The organism is Serratia sp. PGPR-27 (assembly GCF_022678525.1).
In the GTDB taxonomy this organism is placed as follows: domain Bacteria; phylum Pseudomonadota; class Gammaproteobacteria; order Enterobacterales; family Enterobacteriaceae; genus Serratia; species Serratia nematodiphila.
In genome coordinates this window covers 47,530-74,050 of the sequence record NZ_JALBYS010000026.1, presented here as the reverse complement: position 1 = coordinate 74,050, position 26,521 = coordinate 47,530, and the positions used below count along the sequence as shown (strand labels likewise).

The following is a 26,521-nucleotide window of genomic DNA, read 5'->3' as shown; positions in this document are numbered from 1 at the left end:
CGCGGGGGCCCTGCGGCCCCCGCAGTTCCCTTAGCCTTCACAGCGCCACACGGTGGCCGACTCTTCCGCCAGCTGCAGGCGCAGCCCGCCGGCCGTTTCGCTCAACTCTCCCCGCCCTTCCACGCGCCGCCACGGGCCGCGCGCCAACAGCGGGTTGTGCGCCAGCTGCGCCTGGCCGCTGCCGTCGCGCTGCAGCGCCACCAACACCTGCTCCTGCTGATACAGGCGCACGAACACCAGCGTTTCTCCGCTGGCGTACAGCACCTGGCAGCCGCCGCGACGCAGCGCCAGGCTCTGTTTACGCAGCGCCGCCATGCGCTGGAACAGCGCCAGCAGCGGCCGATCCCAGTCGCCGACGTCCCACGGGAACGGCTTGCGGCAGAACGGATCGTTGCCACCGTCCAGGCCAATCTCATCGCCGTAATAGAGGCAAGGCACGCCGATCCAGCTCAGCAACCACACCGCCGCCATCTGCATGCGCGCCGCATTCCCCTGCAACAGCGTGAGGAAGCGCGCGGTATCGTGGCTGTCCAGCTGATTGAACTGGATCAGCTGGCGGCTGTGCGGCAGCCCGGCACGGTAACCGTCCATCCACTGCGCGCACCCGGCGGCGTCCAGCCGCACCGGGTGGTAGGCCACGTCCAGCCCCGCCAAAAACGCCCGCACCGGCAGCGCGAAGCCCATGTAGTTCATCGCCGCATCCTCCACGCCGGCGTGCAGCCAGCGGCGCGCGTCGCCGAAGTGCTCGCCCAAGACATAGGCCTGCGGATTCTCCTGCTTCACCGCCTGATAGATGCCCGCCAGGTGGCGCAGATTGCCGGTGGCGCCGCCGTTCTCCCCCAGCATATGCACCACGTCCAGCCGCCAGCCGTCGATGCTGTACGGCGGGCGCAGCCAGTGACGCACCACGCTGCCTTCGCCCTGATAAATCGCTTCCGCCACCTGCGGCTCGGCGAAGTTGAGCTTCGGCAGGCTGGCGTTGCCCTTCCAGTCGAGCGCGCGGCCGTCCGGGTAGAAGTTGAACCAGCCGCGATACGGCGAATCGGGGTGGTGACAGGCGCCGTTTTCGCCCTGACGATGGCGGTCAAACCACGGGTGCGAATCGCCGGTGTGGTTGAAGACCCCGTCCAACACCAGTTTCATGCCCACCTTGTGAGTGCTTACTCGCAAACGCTGCAGCGCCGCGTTGCCGCCGAAGTGCGGATCGACCTGGTAATAGTCCTCGGTATCGTACTTATGCACGCTCGGCGCGGTAAAAATCGGGTTCAGGTACAGCGCCGTCACGCCCAGCTGCTGCAGGTACGGCAGTTTGCCGCTGATGCCGTCCAGATCGCCGCCGTAAAAGGTCGAGGCGGCGTGGCGATCCTCCAACGGGTGCTGCCAGTCGCGCCGAATCACCTCGGCGCCGGCCGCATGATGGCGATAGCTGCCGCTCTGGATGCCGTGCTCGCCGCCGCTGCTGGCGAAGCGATCGGGAAAAATCTGGTAGAACAGCTGATCCGCCACCCACTCGGGGCCATTGTCAGGATCGTCGACGGCGAACTGCGCCAGCTGGCCCGGCGGCGTTGGCGACCAGCCCTGCGGGCCGAACCACTGTTGGCGATCGGCCCACAGCAGCTTGAAGCAGTAACGCCGCGTCGGCTCGCCCTCATTCAGCGTCAGGCTGGCCTGGTAGCGCCGCATCCCCTCGTGGCGCTGCGCTTTCATCACCAGCAGCCACTCTTCATTGTCCGGTTCGGCGCGCAAAAACACCCGTTCCGGCAGTTCATCCCCTTGTAACCACAGCGTGATATCCAAACGTTGCCCTTGCTTCACCACAAAAGGCGGGACCGGTTGATGCCAGGCGTTAAGCATACTGTTCTCCTGCTGTACCAAACGAAATCGACGGCGTTCTTCAAGAAACGAACAATGCCACGTTAAGTGCAACTCCCCCTCCTCTCTGGCCGCAAAACCCGGGGATGAGCCGGGGGGCGGAGACCGAAAAATAGCGCTAACTTGATGTAAAAAAAGGTAAACAGGTACAAATCCTGCACGTTACCCCTTAGGCTAACGCGTTTTAAGTTTACAGGATATTTTTTGCGCATTTTTTAAGGAGCGGTAATGCAACAACAGATAACGCGCTGGCTGGAACAGTTTGGTTTGGAATTCGGCGGAGTGATGTCGCTGTTGATGGTATTGGGGTTGATTGTTCTGATCTCGGTGGCGATCCACCTGGTGCTGCACCGGGTGGTGTTGGCTGCTCTTCAGCGCCGTGGCCAGCAATCGCAGCGCGTCTGGCAACAGGCCATCACCCAATACAAACTGTTCCAGCGCGTGGCGCTGCTGCTGCAAGGGGTGATCATCAGTATCCAGGCGACGCTGTGGCTGCAGAGCGGCAGCCAGACCCAGGCGGTGATCGTCACCGCCGCACAGGTGTGGATCCTCGCCTTCACCCTGCTGTCGCTGTTCTCGCTGCTGGATACGCTGCTGGCGCTGCTGCGCCAAAGCCCGATTTCCAATCAGCTGCCGCTGCGCGGCATTTTCCAGGGCCTGAAACTGGTGGCGGCGATCCTGATCGGCATCATGATCGTCTCATTGCTGATGGGCAAGTCGCCGCTGCTGCTGCTCAGCGGCCTGGGCGCCATGACCGCGGTCTTGATGTTGGTGTTCAAGGATCCGATCCTCGGGCTGGTGGCCGGCATTCAGCTCTCCGCCAACGATATGCTGAAGATCGGCGACTGGCTGGAAATGCCGAAATACGGCGCCGACGGCGCGGTCACCGACATCGGCCTGACCACGGTCAAAGTGCGTAACTGGGACAACACCGTCACCACCATACCGACCTACGCGCTGATCTCCGACTCGTTCAAAAACTGGCGTTCGATGTCGGAATCCGGCGGGCGCCGCATCAAGCGCAGCTTGAATATCGACACCGGCAGCGTGCACTTCCTGTCGGAAGAGGAACAGCGCCGCCTGCAGCGCAACCCGCTGCTGCACAGCTATCTGAACGTTAAGACCCAGGAACTGAGCCAGCACAACCAGGAGATCGCCGTCGATCTGGCCTCGCCGCTCAACGGCCGCCGTCTCACCAACCTCGGCACGCTGCGCGCCTATCTGGAAGCCTACCTGCGCGCTCATCCGCGTATTCACCAGAACATGACGCTGATGGTGCGCCAGCTGGCGCCGACGCCGGAGGGCCTGCCGCTGGAAATCTACGCCTTCACCAACACCACGGTCTGGGCGGAGTACGAAAGCATTCAGGCGGATATTTTCGACCATATCCTGGCGGTGATCGACGAGTTCGGCCTGCGCGTGCATCAGACGCCGACCGGCAACGACCTGCGCGGCATGCTGCGACAAAGCGCGAACGCTTCCTGACGTCAGCTGACGTAACTGTGTCTGCTGGTAATTATTCGCTTTCAATTGCCAGCAGATATCTCCATCCCCTTCTTTTCCCCGGCGAAAACGGCGTTAATGCGCCATCACCTTCACCACCGAGAGGGAAAGCCCTTGCTGAAACGGTTACGTCATCGGCTGTTCACCCTGATGGCCACGCTGCTGTTTATCGGCTGCCTGCACAGCGCATCGCTGGATGAAAGCCGCATGCCCCGCAATCTGCAACCTTCGCTGAGCGCCCTTAGCAGCAACCTGCAGGACATTCGCGAAGTGCTGGCACGCTGCGCCGGCGAGGAAGAGGAGGAACGCCTGAACGACGGCGGTATGCGCATCGAAGCGCGCGCCGCCGGGGATGAGGAAGTGGAAGATAAACCCTAAAAAAACACCGGCCTCAGCCGGTGTTTTTCCATTTAGTCTTGCTGCGTCGCCAACAGCGCGCGTTTTTTCTGGCGGTTGACCTTGAACCAGTACCCCGCCAGCAGCAACACCACCCAGACCAGGCCGGCGTACAGCGAGACGCGCGTGGTCGGGAAATAGCCGATCAGGCCGATGATGAATACCAGGAACACGATCGCCACCACCGAGGTGAACACCCCGCCGCGCAGCGGGAACGCCAGCTGCTTCACCTGCTCTTTGCTCAGGCTGCGGCGGAAGGCGATTTGGGAGAACAGGATCATGATCCACACCCACACGGTGGCGAAGGTCGCCAGGGAGGCGATCACCAGGAATACGCTCTCCGGCATGATGTAGTTGAGGTACACCGCCAGCAGCAGCGCCAGCATCATCACCACCACCGTCACCCAGGGAATGCCGCGTTTCGACACCTTGCTGAACATCTTCGGCGCATGGCCCTGCTCGGCCATGCCATGCAGCATGCGGCCGACGCCGAACACGTCGCTGTTGATCGCCGACAGCGAAGCGGTGATCACCACGAAGTTGAGGATGCCTGCCGCCACGGTGATGCCCATATGCTGGAAGGTCAGCACGAACGGGCTGCCGTTGGTGCCCACCTGGTTCCACGGGTAGATCGACATGATGACAAACAGCGTACCGACGTAGAACACCAGAATGCGCCACGGCACCGAGTTGATGGCTTTGGGAATCGATTTTTTCGGATCTTTGGCTTCGCCGGCGGTGATGCCGATGATTTCAATGCCGCCGTAAGCGAACATCACCAGCTGCAGCGACAGGATCATGCCGATAACGCCGTTGCTGAAGAAGCCGCCGTTCGACCACAGGTTATGAATGCCGGTCGGTTGCCCGCCGTTGCCGATACCCCAGATGATGATGCCGATGCCGGCCGCGATCATGATGATGATGGTGGCGACCTTGAAGAACGAGAACCAGAACTCCAGCTCGCCGAATACCTTGACGCTCATCAGGTTGATGGCACCGATGATCAGCACCACGCTCAGCACCCAGATCCAGTGCGGCACTTCCGGGAACCAGACGCCCATATAGATGCCGAAGGCGGTCACGTCGGCGATGGCGACGATCAGAATTTCAAAGCAGTAAGTCCAGCCGGTGATGTAACCCGCCATCGGGCCGAGGTAGTCCTGCGCGTAGCGGGAAAATGAGCTGGCCTGCGGGTTATTGACCGACATCTCCCCCAGTGCGCGCATGATGATGAAGGCCACGATGCCGCCGATCAGGTAAGCCAGCAGCACGCTCGGGCCGGCCATTTTGATGGCGTCCGCCGAGCCGTAGAACAACCCGGTGCCGATGGCCGATCCCAGCGCCATAAAGCGAATATGGCGCGTACTGAGGCCGCGTTTCAGCTTATTGTCGGAGGCGGTGGTGGGTGACTGTTGTTGCATGAAGATGACCCATAGTTTTAAACGTAAAAAAGCCACGGACATGTCCGTGGCCCTGGATTAAGCCGGGGGATTATCAGTGCGCGGTCACTTGGGAACGCGTGCACACCCGATCATAAATCGCGACCAGCGCCAGCATCAGCAGCGAAGGCGGCAACCATGCCAACCCCTGCTCCGCCAGCGGCAGATGAGTGGTCCAGGCCGGCAGCAGCTGCTGGAAACTGGACGCTTTCACCGCGTCAAGGATACCAAACAACAGGCTGACAAGCATCACCGGCGCGATGATACGCGGCGCGCTGTGCCACCAACGCAGGGTGAAGCTCAGCACCACCAGCACGATGCACGGCGGGTAAATCGCGGTCAGCACCGGAATGGAGATCTGGATCAGGTGGCTCAGGCCGAGGTTGGACACCACCATCGAGAACAGGCCCAGGATAAACACCAGCGTCTTGTAAGAGAACGGCAGGTATTGCGCGAAGAACTCGGCGCAGGCGCAGGTCAGGCCCACCGCGGTCACCATACAGGCGATGAAGATCAGCGCCGCCAGGAAGAAGCTGCCGAGGCCGCCGAAGGTGTTCTGAACGTAAGCGTGCAGGATCACCGCGCCGTTGGTGGCGTCAGGCACCAGCGCGCCGCTGCCGGAACCCAGCTTGAACAGGCTCAGGTACACCAGCGTCAGGCCCACGCCGGCGATCAAACCGGCCAGAATGGTGTAACGGGTCAACAGACCGGCGTCTTTCACGCCGCGCGAGCGCGCCGCGTTGACGATAACGATGCCGAACACCAGCGCGCCCAGCGTATCCATGGTCAGATAGCCGTTAACGAAGCCGGAGGAGAAAGGCACGCTCTGATAAGCCGCCGTCGCCGGAATCGGCGCGCCGGCAGGCCACAGCAGCGCGGCGATGCCCAGTACGGCCAGCGCGACGATCTTCAGCGGCGCCAGCACGTGGCCGACGGTATCGAGCAGGCGGCCCGGATACAGAGAGATGCCGATCACCAGCGCGAAGTACACCAGGCTGTAGATGAACAACGGCATGGCGCCGTCGCCGGTCAGCGGGGCGATGCCCACTTCGAAGGACACAGTGGCGGTGCGCGGCGTGGCGAACAGCGGGCCGACGGCCAGGTAGCAGACGGTCGCCAGCAGCAGGCCGGCGCCGCGGCCGATCGGCGAACTGAGGGCGTCGATGCCGCCGCCGACGCGCGCCAGCGCGATGACGGTGATGACCGGCAGGCCCACGGCGGTGATCAGGAAGCCCAGCGCCGCAGTCCAGACGTGTTCACCGGACTGCAAGCCGACCATCGGCGGGAAAATGATGTTCCCGGCCCCAACGAATAAGGCAAAGGTCATAAAGCCCAGTGCCAGGATATCTTTTGACGTTAAACGATGACTCATACGATGTCGTGTTGCCTGTTCAAATGAAAAAAATTGTCCGATAGCGTGGTGGCGAAACGCCCCACCCGGTTGCCGGCATGCCCGATCGTCGCAGCGCCAAATAAGCACCCTAAACGCAGTCGATCCGGCGTTTATGTCCCTATTCGAAAGTGGCCGCTCATGAAGATGGGCAAAATTTTAGGAGTTATAAAAATGGAGGTTTAATCCGACAACGAAGGCTAAGGTAAACGTTTATAGCGCTTCAAGGCAAGACGCACGGCGAAAAGCAGAGCTATCGACCATATAAACTTTAGCCACCAGTCGATCATATTGGCTATCAATAAATATACACTACATGATTTGTATCATTTTTGAACAATGAATTCACGAAACGTGAAGCATATATCACTTTACCGCGCGAAAACGCCAATAAATGCCCGGTTTTCGCGTGGTATAAGCTCCGTTTTGCCGTGAGAAAAGGCGAAAATTACGCCGCTTTTTGTCGCTTATTGCACCGTAGCCGGCGCGAGCGGTGGCAACCCGAGCGCCTGGCGGGTCTTCTGCAGGGCGGCCGGCGGCAGTGGCAGATAGCCGTCGTGATTGACCAGGCTTTGCCCTGGTGTCGACAGCACGCGATCGAGAAACGCGGCGGTCAGCGGCTCCAGCGGTTGATGGGGGGCTTTGTTGATGTAGATATACAGATAGCGCGACAGCGGGTAGCGATCGTTGCGCACGTTGGCGGCGGTAGGCGCGACATAGTCCTCTCCCGACTCCGCCAATGGCAGCAGCCGCACGCCGCTGGCGCGAAAGCCAATGCTGGCGTAGCCGATGCCGTTGAGCGAACCGGCCACCGCCTGCACTACCGAGGCCGAACCGGGCAGCTCATTGACGCGCGGCATGAAATCGCCGCCGCACAGCGCGCGCAGTTTGAAATAGCCGTAGGTGCCGGACGCCGAGTTGCGGCCGAAGCGTTGCAGCGAGCGCGTCGCCCAGTCGCCGCGCAGCCCCAGCTCGCCCCAGCGCGTCAGCGGCTGGCTTTCGCCGCAACGCCGGGTGGCGGAGAAAATGCGGTCGAGCTGCTGCAGGTTGAGGCCGCGCAGCGGATTGTCCTGATGCACCAACACCACCAGCGCATCCACCGCTACCGGCACCGCCAGCGGCGCATAGCCGTAACGGTGTTCGAACGCCGAAACCTCGGCCGCCTTCATCGGCCGGCTCATCGGGCCCAGCTGCGCGGCGCCCGCCGCCAACGCGGTCGGCGCGGTCGACGAACCGGCGGCCTGGATCTGCAGGTTGACGTTGGGATAATGCTGGCTGAAATCCTGCGCCCACAGCGCCATCAGATTCGCCAGCGTGTCGGAGCCGACGCTGGACAGGTTGCCCGCCAACATGCCGTCAGGCTGCGCCAGCGCGCCGCGTCCGGCCAGCAGCGCCAGGCAAAGCAACAGCCCTCGGGTGATTCGGGTCATACCGGTGTCTCGCGTTAATTTTTCACCGCATTCTCTGATAAAGCGGCGGGAACAATCAACCGATTGGGCAAGGTAAAGATAAAGCGGGTGCCGATCCCCGGTTCGCTGAGGATCTCCAGCCGCGCGTCGTGATGGCTGAGCGCGTGCTTGACGATCGCCAGCCCCAGCCCGCTGCCGCCGGTCTGGCGCGAGCGGGCCTTGTCGACGCGGTAAAAACGCTCGGTCAGGCGCGGCAGGTGCTCGGCGGCGATGCCAGGCCCGTTGTCGCTGACCTGAAACTGCGCGCCATGCGCCGTCTGCTGCCAGCTGACTTCGATATGGGTGCCCTTCGGCGTGTGGTTGACCGCATTGTACACCAGGTTAGACACCGCGCTGCGCAACTGGTCTTCATTGCCGAACACGTTGAGCTGTTCGTTCACCCGGAAGGTGATCTCGTGATTGCCGCCGCTCAGCGATTGCGCCTCACGCTGCAACACCCGCAGCATCAAGGGGATATCCACCCGCTCGTTCATGTCGACATTGGGCGCCGCCTCGATGCGCGACAGCGTCAGCAGCTGCTTGACCAGCCCGTCCATCCGGCGGGTCTGCTCTTGCATGGTGCTGAGCGCTTTGCTGCGCAGCGAACCGTCCTGCTCTTCGTCGCCCATCATCTCCAGGTAGCCCTGCAGCACCGTCAGCGGCGTGCGCAGCTCATGGCTGACGTTGGCGAAGAAGTTGCGCCGCGCGCCCTCCAACTGCCGCATCTGGGTGACGTCGCGCGCCACCATCAGCAATTGCCCTTCGGAATACGGCATCACGCGGAATTCGACGTAGTGTTCGTTGTTCAGCTGCAGCGTCAGCGGGCGCGAAAACTCCTGCTGTTGCAGATAGTGGCTGAATTCCGGATAACGCAGCAGGTTAAGGATGTGCTGGCCGTTGTCTTCCGGCCAGCGGAAGCCGAGCAGATGCTGCGCCAGCCCGTTGCACCAGAAGATGTTGCCCTCGACGGTGGTCATCACCACCGCGTCAGGCAGTGATTCGGCCCCGCTGCGAAAGCGCTTGATCAGCAGCGCCAGCTCGCGCCGGCGGCGGCGGTTGCGCTGCTGCATCTGATACAGGCCATAGAACAGCGGCTCCCAGCTCCAGCGGCCGGGCGGCGGCGTCATGCTGCGGTCGATCCACAGCCAATGGGAGAGTTTGAGCTGGTTGTAGAAATTCCACACCAGCGCAGCCAGCGCAGAGGCCAGCAGGAACCAGGGCAGATAACCGAAAATCAGCCCCAGCAGTAAGGCGGGCAGACAGAAAAGAGCCAGCTCCAAAGCCAGCCTCTTCCACGACAGACGTTCTAACACGGCATATTCTCCAGCGCGGCGCGATCAGTAGCGCGTTGAGAACCGGTAGCCGGTGCCCCGAACGGTTTGAACCATTTTATCATGCCCACTGGTTTCTAACGCCTTGCGGAGCCGACGGATATGCACGTCAACGGTACGGTCTTCCACATAAACGTTAGTGCCCCAGACGTGATTAAGCAACTGCTCGCGGCTATAAACCCGCTCCGGGTGGGTCATAAAGAAGTGCAGCAGCTTGAACTCGGTCGGCCCCATGTCCAGCGCCTGATCGTTCGCCATTACGCGGTGGGAGGACGGATCCAGGCTCAACCCTTGCATTTCAATCACTTCTTCCACCGCCATCGGCGAAATGCGGCGCATGACCGCTTTGATGCGCGCCACCAGCTCCTTGGGCGAGAACGGCTTGGTGATGTAATCATCCGCCCCCACTTCCAGGCCGCGCACCCGGTCTTCTTCTTCGCCGCGCGCGGTCAACATCATCACCGGGATATCGCGGGTCAGCGCTTCGCGCTTCATATGTTTGATAAACTGAATGCCGGAACCGCCGGGCAACATCCAGTCAAGCAACACCAAATCAGGGAACGGCTCAGACAGACGCGTCACGGCGCTGTCATAATCCTCGGCTTCCAACGGTTGGTAACCATTCTGTTCCAACACAAAGCACACCATCTCACGGATCGGCGCTTCGTCTTCCACCACCAGTATGCGTCTTGCCATCGTCAATCCTGCCAATGTGTTAGCGACTTTTCGGGCGCCATTATGCGTCAGTTTTGTGACACTTTTATGAAAAAAACCGGCTGTTATAGGCAGTAAGCATAGCGATTATTTCCCGCAGTAACGAAAAATCATCCGGTTGTCATCATCATTGCGCCGGGACAGCCGCCGCCGCCGCCTTTATAATCATCGCCATTATCTTTACATCCGGGAGTGTCATGCGCCTGATCCACACCTCTGACTGGCACCTTGGCCAGTACTTTTTCACCAAAAGCCGCGCCGCCGAGCACCAGGCTTTTCTGAACTGGTTGATCGAACAGGTAGATCAGCAGCAGGTGGATGCGCTGATCGTCGCCGGAGATCTGTTCGATACCGGCTCGCCGCCCAGCTATGCCCGCGAGCTGTACAACCGCTTCGTGGTGGAACTGCAGCGCACCGGCTGCCAACTGGTGGTGCTGGGCGGCAACCACGATTCGGTCGCGACGCTGAACGAATCGCGTGAACTGCTTTCCTGCCTGAACACCACGGTGATCGCCAGCGCGCAGGACGCCCCGGAACAGCAAATCGTGGTGCTTAACCAACGCGACGGCCAGCCGGGCGCGGTGCTGTGCGCCATCCCGTTCCTGCGGCCGCGCGATCTGCTCACCAGCCGCGCCGGCGAATCCGGCGCACAGAAACAGCAGGCGTTGCAGGAAGCCATCGCCGAACATTATCAAGCGCTGTATCAGGCGGCCTGCGAGCGCCGCGACCAGTTGGGCCTGCCACTGCCGATCGTCGCCACCGGCCACCTGACCACCGTCGGCGTCACCACCTCCGACTCGGTGCGCGACATCTATATCGGCACCCTCGACGCCTTCCCGGCGCAGGCCTTCCCGCCCGCCGACTATATCGCGTTGGGGCACATTCACCGCGCGCAGAACGTCGCCAAATCGGAGCATATTCGCTATAGCGGCTCACCGATCCCGCTCAGCTTCGATGAGCTGGGCAAAGCCAAAAGCGTCTTCCTGGTGGATTTCGCCGACGGCGCTTTGCAACGGGTAGACGCGTTAACGATCCCGCAGTTTCAGCCCATGCAACTGATCAAAGGCGATCTGGCCGAGATCGAACGGCAGCTGCGGCAATTTGCCGATTATGCCGGCGAGCTGCCGGTGTGGCTGGATATCGAAGTGGCGACGCAGGACTACCTCAGCGATATCCAGCGCCGCATCCAGCTGCTGGCGGATGCGCTGCCGGTGGAAGTGGTGCTGCTGCGGCGCAGTAAAGAGCAGCGCCGCCAGGCGATCGCGCAGCAGGATAAGGAAACGCTGAACGAGCTGAGCGTCAACGAGGTGTTCGAACGCAGGTTGGCGCAGGAGGCTGAGATGCCCGAAACGCGCCAACAGCGGATGCGCCAACTGTTCCGCCAGGTGGTCGAGGCGGTGCAGCACACCCCTGAAGAGAGCAACCCATGAAAATCCTCAGCCTGCGGTTAAAAAACCTCAACTCGCTGCAGGGCGAATGGAAAATTGACTTCACCGCCGAGCCGTTCGCCAGCAACGGTCTGTTCGCCATTACCGGCCCGACCGGCGCGGGCAAAACCACCCTGCTGGACGCCATTTGCCTGGCGCTGTACCACCAGACGCCGCGTCTCAACGTCACGCCAAGCCAGAATGAACTGATGACCCGCCACACCGCCGAATCGCTGGCGGAGGTCGAGTTCGAGGTCAAGGGCATCGGCTATCGCGCCTTCTGGAGCCAGCGCCGCGCCAAAAACGCGCCGGACGGCAATCTGCAGGCGCCGAAGGTCGAACTGGCGTGCCGCGAGGACGGCAAGATCCTGGCGGACAAAGTGCGCGACAAGCTGGAGCTTACCGCCGCCATCACCGGGCTGGACTTTGGCCGCTTCACCAAATCGATGATGCTGTCTCAGGGGCAGTTCGCCGCGTTCCTCAACGCCGACGCCAACGATCGCGCCGAGCTGTTGGAAGAGCTGACCGGCACCGAAATCTATGGGCGGTTGTCCGAACAGGTGTTCGAGTCGCACAAGCAGGCCAAAACCGACCTGGATGCGTTGCACCAACGCGCCAGCGGCATCGAACTGCTGAACGACGAGCAGCGCCAGTCTCTGACCGAACAGCTGGCGGCGCTGAGCGCGCAGGAAATCGCTCTCGGCGAACAAACCCAGCGGCAGCAACAGGCGCTGAGCTGGCTGCAACAATGGCAACGCCTCCGGCAACAGCAAAGCGAGGGGCAATTGCGGCTGGACACCGCCCAGCGCGAGCAGGCGGAGGCCGCCCCGCAGCTGCAGCGGCTGGCGCTCAGCGAGCCGGCCGAGAAATTGCGGCCGCTGCGCGGTGAACGCGATCGCTGCCGCGCCGAGCTGCAGACGATACAACAGCAGGCAGCCCAGCTGACGCAACAGCAGGAACAGCAGTCGGCGCAGCTGGCGCCGCTGCAGCAGACGGTGGAAAAAGCCCGTCTGGCGCAGCAAGCGCATGCCGAACACATGCGGCAACAGCAACAGTTGATCGACGAGCAGGTCGCCCCGCTCGACCATCAAATAGCCCAACTGCAGTCGACACAGGCCGAACGTAGACAGGCCGGCGATGCCGCCGCGCAGCAGTGCGCCCAGCAGCAGACTGCGCTGGAGCAGCTCACCGTCCAGCGCAATCAACTGACGACGCAGACCGCACAGCATCAGCAGCAGTTGAACGCGCTGACCGAAGCGCTGGCCGCTCAACAACAGCAGCAGCAAGCGCTGGAGGCGCAAACGCCGCTGGCCCCGCTGCGCCAGCGCCTGAGCGTCCTGGCGGATCTGCGCCCGACGCGCCAGCAGCTGTTTACTCTATCCTCTTTATCGCAGCAAATCGTTAAACGGCTGGAACAACAGCGGCAAGAGCTAAACAGCGGTCAACATGAACTTACCCAGTTGGAACCGCAGCTAGAACTCATCCGTCAGCGATTTAAGCAGCAGAAAGCCCACCAGGCCGATGTTGAAAAAACCTATGCGCTGGAACAACGGATCGTGGGTCTGGAGGCCGAGCGCGCCCGTTTGCAACCCGGCGCCCCCTGCCCGCTGTGCGGCTCATGCGAGCACCCGGCGGTAGAACAATACCAAGAGGTAAAACTGTCAGAAACCGCGCAACGTCTGGAGCAAATGAAAGTCCAGACCGAAGCATTGCAAAAACAAGGCGTCGAGCTGCGAGCCCGTTACGACAACCTGCAACAGCAATTGCAGCGTCAGCAGCAAACCATCGCGCAGGATGAACAACAGCTGGCCGGCCAACAGCAGCAGTGGCGGCAGCTCAGCGCGCCGCTGGCGTTCGATTTTACGCTGGCGGATGGCGAGCAACTCAGCGCCTGGCTGAACGGCTGCGACGACGAAGAACGGCGCGGGCAACAGGCGCTGCAGCAGCATGAACAGGCGGCGCAGGCGGTACAGCAGGCGAAGGATGCGCTCATCGCTCTGCAAACGCAGCAGCAGCAGGCGCAGCAACAGCTGGCGTTGCTCGAAGAACGCTTTACGCTGCTGCAGAAAGCCCACGCCGACAGCCTGCAACAGCAGCAAGAGCTGCATCAACGCTGGCAAGAAGGCGAGAAGACCCTTGCCGAACGACGCGCGCAGCGGCTGGCGCTGTTCGGCGAACAGCAGGTCGCCGAGGTGCGCGAACAGCTGCGCGCCAAACAAACCGCCTGTGAACAGGCCAGTTTGCAGGCCGCCGAGCAGTGGCAAAAGGCGCAGGAACTGCGCGAGCGCCTGGCCGGCCAGCAGGCCGGGCTGCAACAGCAACACACCCAGATGCAGGAGCGGCTGCAGCAGGCGCAGCAGCAGTGGCAGCAGGCGCTGGCCGACAGCGAATTCGCCGATGAAACCGCCTTCGCCGCCGCGCTGCTGGACGACGCCCTGCGCCGCGAATTGCAGCAGCGCAAAGAGCAGCTGCAACAGCGGCAAGTGGAGGCCGCCGCCCTGCTGACACAGGCGACGCAAACGCTGGAGCAGCACCGGCAGAACCGCCCTGAAGGGCTGGATGAAGCCAACGCGGATCTCGACGCGCTCACCCAATCGCTGGCCGAACTGGCGCAGCAGTTGAAGGCGCTGCAGCTGCGCCAGGGCGAACTGCGCAACCAGCTGGCAAGCGACGCCGAACGCCGTCTCAATCAGCAGGCGCTGTTCGAGCAGATCGCCCGCAGCCAGCAAGACTACGACGACTGGAGCTACCTCAACCAGCTGATCGGCTCAAAAGAAGGCGACAAGTTCCGCCGCTTCGCTCAGGGGCTGACGCTCGATCATCTGGTGTATCTGGCTAACCTTCAGCTCGGCCGGCTGCACGGGCGCTACCTGCTGCAGCGCAAGACCAGCGACGCGCTGGAGCTGCAGGTGGTGGACACCTGGCAGGCGGACGCGCTGCGCGATACCCGCACCCTGTCCGGCGGCGAGAGTTTCCTGGTCAGCCTGGCGCTGGCGCTGGCGTTGTCCGATCTGGTCAGCCACAAAACCAGCATCGACTCGCTGTTCCTCGACGAAGGTTTCGGCACGCTGGACGCCGAAACCCTCGATACCGCGCTGGACGCGCTGGACAGTCTGAACGCCTCCGGCAAAACCATCGGCGTGATCAGTCACGTCGAGGCGATGAAAGAGCGTATTCCGGTGCAGATCAAAGTGAAAAAGGTCAACGGGCTCGGCGTCAGCCGGTTGGAGGCGCACTTCAGGCTGGAATGATCCCGCCGCGCGCGGCGCAGAAGTGTGACCGCGGCGGCACTCCGCAGTGAAAAGCGTTGAGCTGCGGAGGGCACGGGTTATTATGCAGGCATAACAGGATTGTTACTGTATCCCCTTCGCCGCTCAGGCCGCAGGACAGAAACATAAAATACAGGCAAAACCTGACGCCCGGGATCGCTTCCGGGCGTCAGGTTTTTTCGTTTTCAGGATGCTGAAACACCGGGAAAAACCATGAAAATCGCTAAAATACTCAATAATAACGTGGTGATTACGCTGGACGACCGTCAGGAAGAGACGGTGGTGATGGGAAAAGGAATCGGCTTTAAAAAGAAGCCCGGCGATACGCTGGACGAAAGCCTGATCGAAAAGGTGTTCACCCATAACGGCGGTGAAATCGCCGAGCGCTATAAAGAGCTGCTCGCCGAGATCCCATTGGCCTGCGTCACCACCGCCGACAGGATCATCACCCTCGCCCGCGAACGCCTGCCGGGCAAGTTGCATAACATCGTCTACATCACGCTCACCGATCACATCCATTTCGCCCTGCAGCGCCATGCGCAAGGGCTGGATATCAAAAATGCGCTGCTGTGGGAGATTAAAAAGCTCTACCCGGCCGAATTCGCCGTCGGGCTGGAGGCGCTGGCTCTGATCGCCCAGCGGCTGGATACCGCGCTGCCGGAGGACGAAGCCGGATTTATCGCCCTGCACCTGGTCAACGCCCAGCTTAACGACGAGATGCACAACACGCTGCACATTACCCGCGTGATGCAAGAGATCCTCAACCTGGTCAAATACCATTTCCGCTTTGATTACAACGAGGAATCCCTGAGCTACCACCGGTTCGTCACCCACTTGAAATTTTTCGCCCAGCGCCTGCTGGGGAAAAACTATGTCGACAGCGACGACGACTCGCTGTATCAGGTGGTGAAAGAGAAGTACCGCGAGTCATTCGCCTGCGCCGGCAAGATCAACCGCCACATCGAAAAGCACTATCAACACCAGCTCACCACGGAAGAGATGATGTTCCTGACCATTCATATCGAACGGGTGCGCAGCGAAAGCGAGGAAAAGCCGGTTTAACGGCGGGCGTCCGCCACCCGCACGCCGTACTGCGGAAACACCGCGTCGGCGGAAATCAGCGTCAGCCCTTCGGCCTGCGCCTGCGCGATCAGCATGCGATCGAAAGGATCCTGATGATGGGGCGGCAGCTGCCCGGCCTGTTGGCAATGAAAGGCGTCCATCGGCAGCGACAGAAAATCTTCGGCCTCGATGATCGCAAAGATGTCTTCCGGCAACGCCAGCGTGCCCAGCGCCTGCTTGATCGAGATCTCCCAAATGCTGGCCGCGCTGACGTACACCGCATTGCCCGGATCGGCGATCTGCCTTTTGGCGTTCGCGCCCAGGCAGGCGTCATCGATCAGCCACCACAGCAACGCGTGGGTATCCAGCAGCAGGCGCTTCATTCATCGCCCTCAAACAGCGCCGCAATGGCCGCATCCCCGGCGTTGAAATCCGCCGGCACGGTGAACCTGCCCTTGGCGGCGCCAGGGCGGCGCGCTTCCCCCTTGATGGCGACCAGCTGTACGTACGGCTTCCCTGCTTTTGCAATAATCACGGTTTCTCCCTCTGCGGCTCTGTCCGCCAGTTGGCTCAGATTGGATTTGGCTTCGTGCATATTGGCCTGAATCGGCATACGCGTCCTCCTTAGCTAAGTTAGCTAAAGCATAAAGCGCCGTCCAGTTTTTGTACAGTGAAGGGTTTAAAGCGCGAGCAGCCTCGCGCTTTGTTGCAACGCTTAGCGCTGCTGTTGCGGCCACAGCCAGGCCGCACCGCGCACGCCGCTGGAATCGCCGTGAACCGCCTTGCGGATCGGCGTTTCACACTCGCCGCCGAACACCCAGCCTTTCACCAGTTGCGGCACCGTGCGATACAGACGATCCACGTTGCTCATGCCGCCGCCGAGCACTACCACGTCCGGATCCAGCATGTTGATCACGTGCGCCAGCGATTTCGCCAATCGCATTTCGTAGCGGCCAATCGCCTGCTCCGCCAACGCATCGCCCCGCTCGCTCAGCGCCATGATCTCATGCCCTTGCAGCGCATTGCCGCTCAGGCGCGCATAGTCGGTGGCGAAACCGGTGCCAGAAATAAAGGTTTCGATGCAGCCCGGCTTGCCGCAGTAGCACGGCACTTCGCGGGCGTAGCGCAGCTCATCGTCATCCTGCCACGGCAGCGGATTGTGCCCCCATTCGCCGGCGATGCCATTGCCGCCGGCATGCGCCTGGCCGTTCAGCGCCACGCCGGCGCCGCAGCCGGTGCCGATGATGACCGCAAACACGGTTTTCGCGCCGGCGCCGGCGCCATCGGTGGCTTCCGACACCGCCAGGCAGTTGGCGTCGTTGGCGATGCGCACCTCGCGCGCCAGCAAGGCCGACAGATCCTTATCCAGCGGCTGACCGTTGAGCCACACCGAGTTGGCGTTCTTTACTCGCCCGGTAAACGGCGACAGCGTGCCGGGAATGCCGATCCCGACCGATCCTCGTTCGCCGGTATGATCCTCCGCCAGTTTCACCAGCCCGGCGATCGCCGCCAGGGTTTGCCGGTAGTCATGGCGCGGCGTGGCGATGCGATGGCGAAACAGCTCCCGCCCGTCATTCGCCAACGCGATCACTTCAATTTTCGTTCCACCCAAGTCGATGCCAATGCGCACGTATTTTTTCTCCTCGATGCCGCGCAGCGTTGTCACAGCCTAATGTAAGCGCGCGAATGAATCACCTGTTTCCCATTCTCCGTCCCGTCCTTCCCCGGTGCGCAAAGCGACGCAATTCGGAGAGAATGGGGCGATTTTTCAGCGTCAATTCGTTATCATGCCGCCCTGCTTTTGACGAATCAGCGTGCCGAACGCACGCCCAGCCAGGGATAACATTATGCTGTGGTTTAAGAATTTGATGGTTTACCGTTTGAGCCGCGAAGTGGCGTTAAACGCGGATGAAATGGAAAAACAACTCAGCGCGTTCGCCTTCACGCCGTGCGGCAGCCAGGACATGGCGAAGACCGGCTGGGTCTCCCCGATGGGCTCGCACAGCGATGCGCTGACGCACGCGGTCAACGGCCAGATCGTCATCTGCGCGCGCAAGGAAGAGAAAATCCTGCCGTCGCCGGTGATCAAGCAAGAGCTGCAGGCCAAGATTGAGCGCCTGGAGGCGGAGCAACACCGCAAACTGAAGAAAACCGAGAAGGACGCGCTGAAGGATGAAGTGCTGCACAGCCTGCTGCCGCGCGCGTTCAGCCGCTTCAACCAGACCTTCATGTGGATAGACACCGTCAACGATCTGATCATGGTCGACGCCGCCAGCGCCAAACGCGCTGAAGACACGCTGGCGCTGCTGCGCAAAAGCCTCGGCTCGCTGCCGGTGGTGCCGCTGACCATGGAAAGCCCGATCGAACTGACGCTGACCGAATGGGTGCGTTCCGGTGAGATGCCGGCCGGCTTCGCCATTCAGGATGAAGCGGAACTGAAAGCGATTCTGGAAGAAGGCGGCGTGATCCGCTGCAAGAAACAGAATCTGATCAGCGACGAAATCGCGGTGCACATCGAAGCCGGTAAGCTGGTGACCAAGCTGGCGGTGGATTGGCAGGAGCGCATCCAGCTGATGCTGTCGGACGACGGTTCGCTCAAGCGCCTGAAGTTCGCCGACACGCTGCGCGAGCAGAACGACGATATCGATCGCGACGACTTCGCCCAGCGCTTTGACGCCGACTTTATCCTGATGACCAGCGAGCTGGCGGCGTTGATCAAAAACACCATCGAAGCGCTCGGCGGCGAAGCCCAGCGTTAATCCCGCCGCAGAAACGACCAGGGCCCAGCCTTCGCTGAGCCCTGCGTTCCCCTAACGAGCAACGTTTATTTGCTCAGGTAGCGGCACAGATAGGCGGTGGCGTCGGCCACCTGCAGGTTGAACTCGCTGTGCCCCGGCACGAAGAACTTCTCGCCCGGCGTAAACACCTGCCAGTCCGGCGCTCCCGGCAGCAGCACTTTCAGCGCCCCGGTGATCACCGTCATTTCTTCCGGCTGCGCGGTGGAGAAGGTGTATTCGCCCTCTTCCATCACACCCACGCTGGTAAGACCGATGCTGCTACTGTCAAAACCGATAGACTTCACTTTTCCGGCAAAATACTCATTCACTTTCAGCATAGACTGGCACCCGCGTAATCATCTTGATGGAAAATCCATATTGGGGGATTGCGGTTGATCTGTCACTGGTTTTTCGCGCGAAATGCGATCGCGGCGCAGAGGCAAAGGTTTCCGTGCGCCACGCTCAGGCCATCGCCATGAAACAACCGCGTCAAAAACCCGCGCCGCGCAAACTGAAATCGATCGGCAGCGTCAATTCCACCGTGCCGTTGACGTAGGCGTCCGACGGCGGCGTGGGCAGCGGCGAAGCGCGTTTGACCAGCGCCTGGATTTCACGATCCAGCGACGGTAGCCCGGCGCTGCTGACCAGCGTCACCGCCAGCACGTGGCCCTGTCTGTCCAACGTGAAACGCACCTGCCCGACGCCCTGGCGCTTCAGCCGCAGTGCGTCTTTGGGGTAACGCTTAAAGCGATTCAGGCGGCCGCTGATGCGGCTGCGCCAGTTGTCCTCCCCCGCCTGAGCATAGGGCGTCAGGCGAGTTTGCGGCGCGGCCGTTTTATCCGCGCGACCCGGCGGCGGCGCGCCGGCGCTTTGTTCCTGAACCTTCGGCGGCGCGATGATTCTCTCGTGCGGCGGCGTGCGGGGCAGGTTGTTTTTCTTCATCGGCTTAGGCGGTTTTTTCTGTTTCGGCGGCACGGCGATGTTCGGCTGCGCGGCGTCAGGCGCTTTCACTAGCGGCAACGGCTCCAGTGGCGCCGGCGGTTCAACCTGAGGCGGCGGCGTCCTTTGTCCCGGCGGTTGTTTCGCCTCGGCCGGGGCCTGCGGCGCGGCGGCCATCAGCACCATCACCGCCGGCGGCGGCACCCACGGCGGCTCGGCCTTGTCTCGCCAAGGCCAAAGCAGCGCGGCAACCAGCAGATGCAGCGCCAGCACCAACACCAGACAACGGCGCCAGGGCATGGCGGTGCCGGGTGCGGCGAAAGGCAGCGGCGAAACCGACATGCTCACTCTTCCGTCAGCGCCAAATGGAGGCGATCGGTCAGCGGTTTGAACAGATAGTTCATCATCGAACGCTCACCGGTGCGGATGAAGCCTTCGACCGGCATCCCTGGGCGGATCTCCAACCCGCTCAAGCGTTGCAATCCTTCTTCGCTGACCTTGGCGCGCACGCTGTAATAAGGCGCGCCGCTTTTCTCGTCGGTCAGGCGATCGGCCCCGACCAGCGTCACTTCGCCCTCGACGCGCGGCGTGGTGCTTTGGTTGAACGCCGAGAACAACAATTCGACCGGCAACCCCACCTGCACTTTATCGATCAACTCGACCGGGATGCGCGCTTCTACCTGCAGCCCGCGATCGCTGGGCACGATCTCCATCAGTTGCTGACCGGCGCCAATCACGCCGCCTTCGGTGAACACGCTCAACCCCACCACGGTGCCCGCCACCGGCGCTTTCACCTGCGTATGCCCCAGATCGGCCTCCGCCTTGGCCAGGCGGTTATCCAGCTCGTCCAGCTTCATCCGTACCTCGGCCAATTGGCTGCTGACCTCTTTTTGATACTCCTCCCGCCGCTGGATCGCCCGCAGTTTCAGCTCCAGGATCTGGCGCCCCAGACGGCCGATATTGCCGCTGTCCTCGGATGCCTGGCCGTCGATCTGCGCATGCTGCCCCTCCAGATCCAGCAGCCGATTGCGCGCCACATACCCTTGCGCCGCCAGCTTGCGCATGCCGCCCAGTTGCTCCTGCAGCATGGCCTTTTGCCGTTGCTTGCTGGCGTAAGACTGCCGAACCCCTTCCAACATCGCCTGCGATCCGGCGATGCTTTCCGCGATCGCCGCCAGCTCGCTCTGCAGCGCCGCACGGCGGCTGGTGAACAGCTGTTGCTGCAGCAGCATCAGCGACATCACCTCCGGCTCTTCTCGCCGCGTTTGCAGCGATGGCGGGAAAGCGATCGCTTGCAGACCGTCGCGCTCGGCTTGCAGCCGCGCCTGCTGCGCGGCGTTGCTCAACTGCTGGCTGCGCAGCGCATCGCGCTGGGTGCGGCTGTCGACGGTATCCATCAACAACAGCACCTGCCCGGCGCGGACCCGGTCGCCCTCATGCACCTGAATCTGCGACACCACCCCGCCGCTCGGGTGCTGCACCGCCTTGCGGTTGCCGGCCACCACCACGCTGCCGGAAACCGGCACGCCTTTGTCCAGCGGCGCCAACAGCCCCCACAGCAGGAAACCGCCAAACCCCAACAGCACCAGCCAGCCTCCCAGCCGCAGATAACGGCCTTCGTCGAACTGCCGGGAAAGGGCGTCGATATCGCCGGGGATCACACTCTGATTGCTCATACTTTTCGTTCACCGCTGGCCGTTTTGGCGAAGTTGGCGTAATTGACGTTGAAGCCGCCGTTGCTGCGCCCGGCATTGGCCGGTGCGGCGGCGGGCGCAAAACCAGGCAGTTTTTTCAGGATGGCGTCGCTGGGGCCGAAGTGCTGTATCTGGCCGGCGCTCAGCACCAGCAATTTGTCGGTGGTCGCCAGGATCGCCGGTTTATGGGTCACCAACACGATGGTGGTGCCGCGCGCCTTCAGCGCTTCGATCGCCCGCTGCAGCGCCCCTTCCCCTTCGCGATCGAGGTTGGCGTTCGGTTCGTCCAGCACCACCAGCGCCGGAGATCCATACAGCGCGCGCGCCAGCGCCACCCGCTGACGTTGGCCGCCGGACAGGCCGCTGCCGCCTTCACCCAGCTCGGTCTCATAGCCTTTCGGTAAATGCAGGATCAGCTGATGCACGCCGGCCAGCGCCGCCGCGGCCACCACCTTCTCGGCGTCGACCTGCCCAAAGCGGGCGATGTTATCCGTCAGGGTGCCGGCGAACAGCTGGATATCCTGCGGCAAGTAGCCGATATGCGGCCCGAGTTGTTGCTTGTCCCACTGCTGAATGTCTGCACCGTCCAGCCGCACGTCGCCGCTGAGCGGCGTCAGCGCGCCAACCAGTTGGCGCATCAGCAGGGTTTTGCCGGAGCCGGACGCGCCAATCACGCCCAGCACCTCGCCGGCCTCCAGGCGAAAACTGACGCCGTGCAACACCGGTGCCGTGCCGCCTGGCGCACTAGCGGTCAACTGATTCACGACCAATGTACCGCCGGGTGCCGGCAGCGGCAGACTCGGTATTCGTGGCGGGTTAGCGGCCAGCATCACCTCCAGCCGCTGCAAGGACTGGCGCGCAGATGACCACTGCTTCCAGGCGCCGATCAGCTGATCGATCGGCCCCAGCACCCTGCCGATCAGGATCGATCCGGCGATCATCATGCCCGGCGTAATGTCGCCGTTGACCGCCAGCAGCGCGCCGCAGCCCAACATCAGCGACTGCAGCGCCAGCCGCACGGTTTTCGACCAGGCGGTGACCGCGGCGATTTTCTCGCTGGCGCGGTTCTGCAGCAGCAGGAACTGCTGATGCTGCCGCAGCCAGCGCAGGCGCAAGTCGGTCAACATGCCCATGGCGGCGATGGCTTCGGCATTGCGCAGGTTGCCGTTGGCCTGCTGCGTGGCGCTCAGCGCGACGCGGCCGGCCTCCGCCAGCGGCGCCTGCGACACCCGCTGGTTGAGCCAGGCCAGCAGCACCAGCACGATCACCCCGGCGCTGGCCAACGCGCCAAGCCAGGGGTGGAGCAGAAAAACCACCAGCAGATAAACCGGGAACCAGGGGGCATCGAAAAAGGCGAACAGCGCATTGCCGGTGGCGAACTGGCGCAGGTTGGTCAGATCGTTCAATGCCTGCCCCGCCAGCGGGTTGCCGGTTTTCAAATTGGTTTCGAAGGCGGCGTCATAGACTCGCTGATTGAGGCGCATATCCATCTGGGCGCCAAGGCGGATCACCACCTGGCTGCGCACCCACTCCAGCAGGCCCATAAACAGGTAAAGGCCGACCACCATCAGGGTCAGCATCGCCAGCGTCATGCGGTTGCCCGACGGCAACACGCGATCGTAGACCTGCAGCATATACAGCGCCGGGGCCAGCATCAGCAGGTTGATCACTGCGGTAAACAGCGCAATGCCCCAAAATCCGCGCCGGTATGCGGCCAGCACGCTCATCACTTCTCCGCGCCTGACGGCGTTTTTCATGGCGTTTTCCATCGGCTAAAAACGAGAAAACGCCCGCCGGGGCACACGGCGCCGGCGGGCAAACGGCCGCGATCAGGCCGCCAGCAATTCCGGGCTGTCGGCGTGTTGCACGCCCACCGCCGTCGCCGCCGCCACCTGATCGAAGGTGGAGTTGACGCTCAGACCGTAGTCGTCGAGGATGCCGTTCAGCGCGGTTTCCAGCGCGCCGGTATCGCCGGACATCAGGCCGTACACCACCTGGTGCACCACGCCATCGTGGCCCTGCGCCTGCAGGCTGCTGAGATTCAGGCCGCCGAAGCTGACGTCAGGCACCTGGATGTTGTACGGCGTAGAGCCGCCGCCGTTAAGGCCGTCGCCGAACGACAGGGAATCCAGTTGACCGTACAGGGTGTGCGCCGGTGCGTTAAACAGGGTGTAGGTCAGGTTGCCGCCCGCCACGAACGAGGTGATGTTGTTGGCGGTGCTGGTCACGGCATATTGGCTGCCGGACAGGCTGCCGCCGTAGAAACCGCCGCTGTTGGAGTCGGTGACATTACCGTTGGTGTGGTTGATATCGCCAAACGACGACGCCCACTCGTTCAGATAGTTATGGATGCTGTAGCTGCCGAAACTGCTGTCATAGTTGACTGAAAATGCCATTTCTCTATCTCCATTGATGAACGGCGCCCCTTGCGAGGCGACCTCTGTGCTCAACGATGAGCAACGCCCTTTTACTGCTTAAAAACGGTACTCCACCCCGCCCTGCACGCTGCGGCCGCGCCCCAGGGTATTGGCCAGCGTCTCGCCGTAGCTGACGACGTAGGCGCGGTTGGTCAGGTTCTCCACCGAGCCGCGCAGCGTCAGGCTGTCGGTCAGTTTGTAGCTGGCGTACAGATCGAACAGGGTGTACTTCGGCCAGTCGGCCAGATACGGGTAGTTGGACGGCACCGAGCTGTCCTGATAGCCCGGCGCGAAGCGCACGGTCACCCCGGCGTCCAGCTTGCGATCGAAAGCGCGGCCGCCCAGCGTCACCGAGCCGCGATCGCCCGGCAGGTAAGCGGCGGTGCCGAACTGCGAGCCGCCGTCGCAGGACACGGCGTCATTCGCCGTCGGATCCTGCTCCGCGTAGAAATTGCCCGGCCGGGAGTTGGCGCCGTAACGCAGGCGATTGCCCAGCCAGGCGTTCCTGGAGCAAAACTCGTTTTTACCGATCATGTGGGTGTAGGTCAGGTCGGCGTAGAACACCCCGGCGTCATAGTTGAGCTGGTACTCCAGCCCGCGGAAACGGGTTTTCGACAGATTGTTGACGTAGGCGGCGTTGCCGATGCTCGGCTGCACCAGCCCCGGCTTGTCGCGGTTAATCGCCAGGTTGATGTAGTTATCCACTTTGGTGTCGAAATAGGCCACCTTGGCTGCCAACCGATCGCCCTCAAACCACAGGTCAGGCTGCTGCACGTTGAACCCCACTTCCCAGGCGCGCGAGCGCTCGGCCTGCAGGAACGGGTTGGGATATTGCGTAGAGGTGCTGTGCGCGCTGCCGTTGGTCAGCGTTTCGGTGATCGCCGGCGGCCGCCAGGATTTGCCGTAGGTGGTATACAGCTCCAGCCACTCCACGCCGGGACGCACCGCCAGCGCCAGCGTCGGCGACAGCTTGCCCTGATCGCGATCGACGTTCCACTCCTGCTGCGTGGTCGTCGCCAGGCAGTTGCGCAGCCGCAGCTGTTTGCAGGGATTCTCCGCCGTATACGGGAAGTCGGCGTAGCTCAGGCCGGTCTGGCCACGCAGGCGATAGCGGTCGTAACGCAGCCCACCTTCCAACGTCAGCCAGCCGTCGTAGTCATAGGTCAGGTTGGCGAACAGGCTGGCTACCGAACGGTTGCCGGCCGGCGTCACCCCTTCCATGCCTTGGCGGGAAGAGTCGCTGGTCGCTTTGTCGTAATAGAACTCCAGCCCGTAATTGGCGCGGAAGTCATGCCCCGGCGCCAGGCTGAAGCGCGAGGTGTTTTGCGCCTGTGCGCCATAGGTACGCAGGCGGGTGCGCGTCGCGTAGCCGTTGTCCAGCAGCGAACTGGTGCTGTAGGTGTCGCTGTCATCCTGAGTATCGACGTAATACAGCTTGGCCTGAAAATCGAGCCAGTCGACGTCTTCCGGCGCCAGGCTGTAGTCGAACGCCGCGTTGCGCGCCATCACGTCGGTGTAGCCGGTGCGCTTCCAGCCCAGTTCGTAGGGCGGGCGAGTGCCCAGGTTAGTCAAGGTGCCGGCGATCGGCGATGCGGTCTGGGTCTGCAGATAACTCAGCTGCAGGCGCTGGTTGGCGGGCAGATTCCAGCCCACCTTGGCCAGCCGCGAGTGCATGCGGTAATGGGTGTCGGGGATTTTGTTGTTCTTGATGCTCTCGGCGTAGCGATCGTAATTGCCGGTGTCGTTATTGATGCGAATGTTGCCGATGTCGCCCTTGTTGCCGGGCCAATAGTCGCCGAGGTGGCGTTCGCTGGCGGCCAGCAGGATATCGCCGGTTTCGTTGCCCAATGCCAGTATGCCGCTGCCGATGAAGTGGGTGCCGTTATCGCCGGTGCTGGCGTGCAGCTTGCCGCCCAGCTCTTTGCCCGGCGCCAGGAAATCGCTCGCGCTGACGGTATTGAAGGTGGCGATGCCGCCGAGCGTGCCGGCGCTGCCCATACCGCCGCTGGTGCCCTTGTCGATGGTCACGCCGGACAGCAGTTCAGAATCGATGTACATGGTGCCGTTACGCTGGCCATGGCCGCTCTTTTGAAAATTCTGCCGCATGCCGTCGATGTTCATGTTCACCCGGCCATAGTCTTGTATGCCGCGGATGTTGACCGACAGCGCCGGATCTTGCTGACTGACGCTAGAATAGGCCCCCGTGGTCTGTTCCAGAATATCGGCCGCGTGCCGCGCCGGGCGGTTGTCCATCTGTTCGCGGCTGATGACGCTGACCGAGCGCGGTTCGTCGTAAACCCAATCGTTGGCGTTGATGCCGCCGGCGCCCAGCACCGTCAGGCTATCCAGCGCCAGCGCGCCGCCATCGCCGTTCGCCGTCGGCAGCCGGCTCAATACGATCTGCCCCTGCGGCTGCAGGCGGAAAGCCACCGGATTGCCGCCGATCAAGCGCCTCAGGCCCTGTTCAACGCTCATGCTGCCGTTCAGCGCCGCCGCCTGCATGCCATCGAGCTTCACCTCGTCGAAAAACACCTGCATGCCGGCCTGCTCGGCGAAGCGCAACATGGCGCTCTGCAGCGGCTGCGCCGCAATGTTGAAATGCTTTTGCTGTGCAGCCTGCGCACCGTTCGCCTCAGCCTGGACGGCGAGCGCCACAGCCGGCTGAGTCAACATCATCGCCGCCAGCGCGGCGCGTACCGCCGTGGCCAAGCGGCCGGCCGGCGTGGTTCCCTTGTGAATAAGCATGCGTGTGTGTTCCACCCGAAAGAATGTCAAACCAAGTGATAATGGAAATCAATATCGTTTAAACATAAGGACGTTCCGGGAGGCAAAAACCCGTAAAG

Annotated in this window: 21 protein-coding genes; 6 read left to right on the top strand and 15 right to left on the bottom strand. The window is 62.3% G+C overall.

Annotated features, from left to right (window positions below; genetic code table 11):
- Nucleotides 1-30: 30 nt before the first annotated feature.
- Nucleotides 31-1,854, bottom strand: coding sequence for a maltodextrin glucosidase (gene malZ / locus MMS95_RS15545; RefSeq protein ID WP_156865247.1), 1,824 nt, complete (start codon nt 1,852-1,854; stop codon nt 31-33).
- Nucleotides 1,855-2,100: 246 nt separating this feature from the next.
- On the opposite strand from malZ, the gene MMS95_RS15540 reads away from it, so the two are divergent.
- On the top strand, nt 2,101-3,357 hold the full coding sequence (locus tag MMS95_RS15540; protein WP_016928882.1) for a mechanosensitive ion channel domain-containing protein: 1,257 nt from the start codon (nt 2,101-2,103) through the stop codon (nt 3,355-3,357).
- A gap of 132 nt (nt 3,358-3,489) precedes the next feature.
- Complete coding sequence (locus tag MMS95_RS15535) at nt 3,490-3,753, top strand: hypothetical protein (protein ID WP_015376826.1); 264 nt, start codon at nt 3,490-3,492, stop codon at nt 3,751-3,753.
- Nucleotides 3,754-3,785: 32 nt separating this feature from the next.
- On the opposite strand, the gene proY is transcribed toward MMS95_RS15535, so the two are convergent.
- The 5 genes from proY to phoB form a co-directional block, all read right to left on the bottom strand.
- Nucleotides 3,786-5,192 carry a proline-specific permease ProY gene (gene proY, locus MMS95_RS15530; protein WP_004940425.1) on the bottom strand — a complete coding sequence of 469 codons (1,407 nt, stop codon included), beginning with the start codon at nt 5,190-5,192 and terminating at the stop codon, nt 3,786-3,788.
- Between the two features lie 73 nt (nt 5,193-5,265).
- Nucleotides 5,266-6,582: a branched-chain amino acid transport system II carrier protein gene (gene brnQ, locus MMS95_RS15525; RefSeq protein ID WP_049188672.1), complete on the bottom strand. Its 1,317-nt coding sequence runs from the start codon at nt 6,580-6,582 to the stop codon at nt 5,266-5,268.
- 485 nt (nt 6,583-7,067) lie between these two features.
- Nucleotides 7,068-8,030 (bottom strand): phosphate ABC transporter substrate-binding protein PstS family protein, encoded by a 963-nt coding sequence (locus MMS95_RS15520; protein WP_004940432.1) that lies wholly within the window; start codon nt 8,028-8,030, stop codon nt 7,068-7,070.
- A 14-nt stretch (nt 8,031-8,044) separates the two neighbouring features.
- The gene (phoR, locus tag MMS95_RS15515; protein WP_004940434.1) at nt 8,045-9,361 is read right to left on the bottom strand and encodes a phosphate regulon sensor histidine kinase PhoR; all 1,317 of its coding nucleotides are present in this window, start codon (nt 9,359-9,361) and stop codon (nt 8,045-8,047) included.
- Nucleotides 9,362-9,385: 24 nt separating this feature from the next.
- Nucleotides 9,386-10,075 (bottom strand): phosphate response regulator transcription factor PhoB, encoded by a 690-nt coding sequence (gene phoB, locus MMS95_RS15510; protein ID WP_004940438.1) that lies wholly within the window; start codon nt 10,073-10,075, stop codon nt 9,386-9,388.
- 215 nt (nt 10,076-10,290) lie between these two features.
- Here phoB and sbcD point away from each other — a divergent pair, with 215 nt between their 5' ends.
- From sbcD to MMS95_RS15495, 3 genes are all read left to right on the top strand, one after another.
- Nucleotides 10,291-11,523 (top strand): exonuclease subunit SbcD, encoded by a 1,233-nt coding sequence (gene sbcD, locus MMS95_RS15505; RefSeq protein WP_156865246.1) that lies wholly within the window; start codon nt 10,291-10,293, stop codon nt 11,521-11,523.
- Nucleotides 11,520-14,771: an exonuclease subunit SbcC gene (gene sbcC, locus MMS95_RS15500; protein ID WP_156865245.1), complete on the top strand. Its 3,252-nt coding sequence runs from the start codon at nt 11,520-11,522 to the stop codon at nt 14,769-14,771. The genes sbcD and sbcC overlap by 4 nt, the downstream gene beginning before the upstream one ends.
- A 231-nt stretch (nt 14,772-15,002) precedes the next feature.
- A complete protein-coding gene (locus MMS95_RS15495) occupies nt 15,003-15,851 on the top strand; it encodes a PRD domain-containing protein (RefSeq protein ID WP_004940446.1) in 849 nt (282 codons plus the stop codon).
- Here MMS95_RS15495 and MMS95_RS15490 read toward each other — a convergent pair.
- From MMS95_RS15490 to mak, 3 genes are all read right to left on the bottom strand, one after another.
- Nucleotides 15,848-16,234, bottom strand: coding sequence for a type II toxin-antitoxin system VapC family toxin (locus tag MMS95_RS15490; protein ID WP_075684447.1), 387 nt, complete (start codon nt 16,232-16,234; stop codon nt 15,848-15,850). The genes MMS95_RS15495 and MMS95_RS15490 overlap by 4 nt on opposite strands.
- Nucleotides 16,231-16,464: a type II toxin-antitoxin system prevent-host-death family antitoxin gene (locus tag MMS95_RS15485; RefSeq protein ID WP_004940455.1), complete on the bottom strand. Its 234-nt coding sequence runs from the start codon at nt 16,462-16,464 to the stop codon at nt 16,231-16,233. Before MMS95_RS15485 ends, MMS95_RS15490 begins: the two co-directional genes overlap by 4 nt.
- A gap of 102 nt (nt 16,465-16,566) precedes the next feature.
- Nucleotides 16,567-17,481, bottom strand: coding sequence for a fructokinase (mak, locus tag MMS95_RS15480; RefSeq protein ID WP_031300025.1), 915 nt, complete (start codon nt 17,479-17,481; stop codon nt 16,567-16,569).
- 217 nt (nt 17,482-17,698) lie between these two features.
- Here mak and rdgC point away from each other — a divergent pair, with 217 nt between their 5' ends.
- Nucleotides 17,699-18,610 (top strand): recombination-associated protein RdgC, encoded by a 912-nt coding sequence (gene rdgC / locus MMS95_RS15475; RefSeq protein WP_004940461.1) that lies wholly within the window; start codon nt 17,699-17,701, stop codon nt 18,608-18,610.
- A gap of 65 nt (nt 18,611-18,675) precedes the next feature.
- Here rdgC and ppnP read toward each other — a convergent pair whose 3' ends face one another.
- The 6 genes from ppnP to MMS95_RS15445 form a co-directional block, all read right to left on the bottom strand.
- On the bottom strand, nt 18,676-18,966 hold the full coding sequence (gene ppnP, locus MMS95_RS15470) for a pyrimidine/purine nucleoside phosphorylase (protein ID WP_004940463.1): 291 nt from the start codon (nt 18,964-18,966) through the stop codon (nt 18,676-18,678).
- Nucleotides 18,967-19,117: 151 nt separating this feature from the next.
- Complete coding sequence (locus tag MMS95_RS15465) at nt 19,118-19,909, bottom strand: energy transducer TonB (protein WP_242141907.1); 792 nt, start codon at nt 19,907-19,909, stop codon at nt 19,118-19,120.
- Nucleotides 19,910-19,911: 2 nt separating this feature from the next.
- Nucleotides 19,912-21,243, bottom strand: a complete 1,332-nt coding sequence (locus tag MMS95_RS15460; protein WP_004940475.1) for an HlyD family type I secretion periplasmic adaptor subunit — start codon at nt 21,241-21,243, stop codon at nt 19,912-19,914.
- On the bottom strand, nt 21,240-23,018 hold the full coding sequence (locus MMS95_RS15455) for a type I secretion system permease/ATPase (RefSeq protein ID WP_166444898.1): 1,779 nt from the start codon (nt 23,016-23,018) through the stop codon (nt 21,240-21,242). Before MMS95_RS15455 ends, MMS95_RS15460 begins: the two co-directional genes overlap by 4 nt.
- Nucleotides 23,019-23,090: 72 nt before the next feature.
- Entirely contained in the window at nt 23,091-23,657 is a 567-nt protein-coding gene (locus MMS95_RS15450; protein WP_004940479.1) for a heme acquisition protein HasA, read from the bottom strand.
- A 78-nt stretch (nt 23,658-23,735) separates the two neighbouring features.
- On the bottom strand, nt 23,736-26,423 hold the full coding sequence (locus MMS95_RS15445; protein ID WP_033634028.1) for a TonB-dependent receptor: 2,688 nt from the start codon (nt 26,421-26,423) through the stop codon (nt 23,736-23,738).
- Between the last annotated feature and the right edge of the window lie 98 nt (nt 26,424-26,521).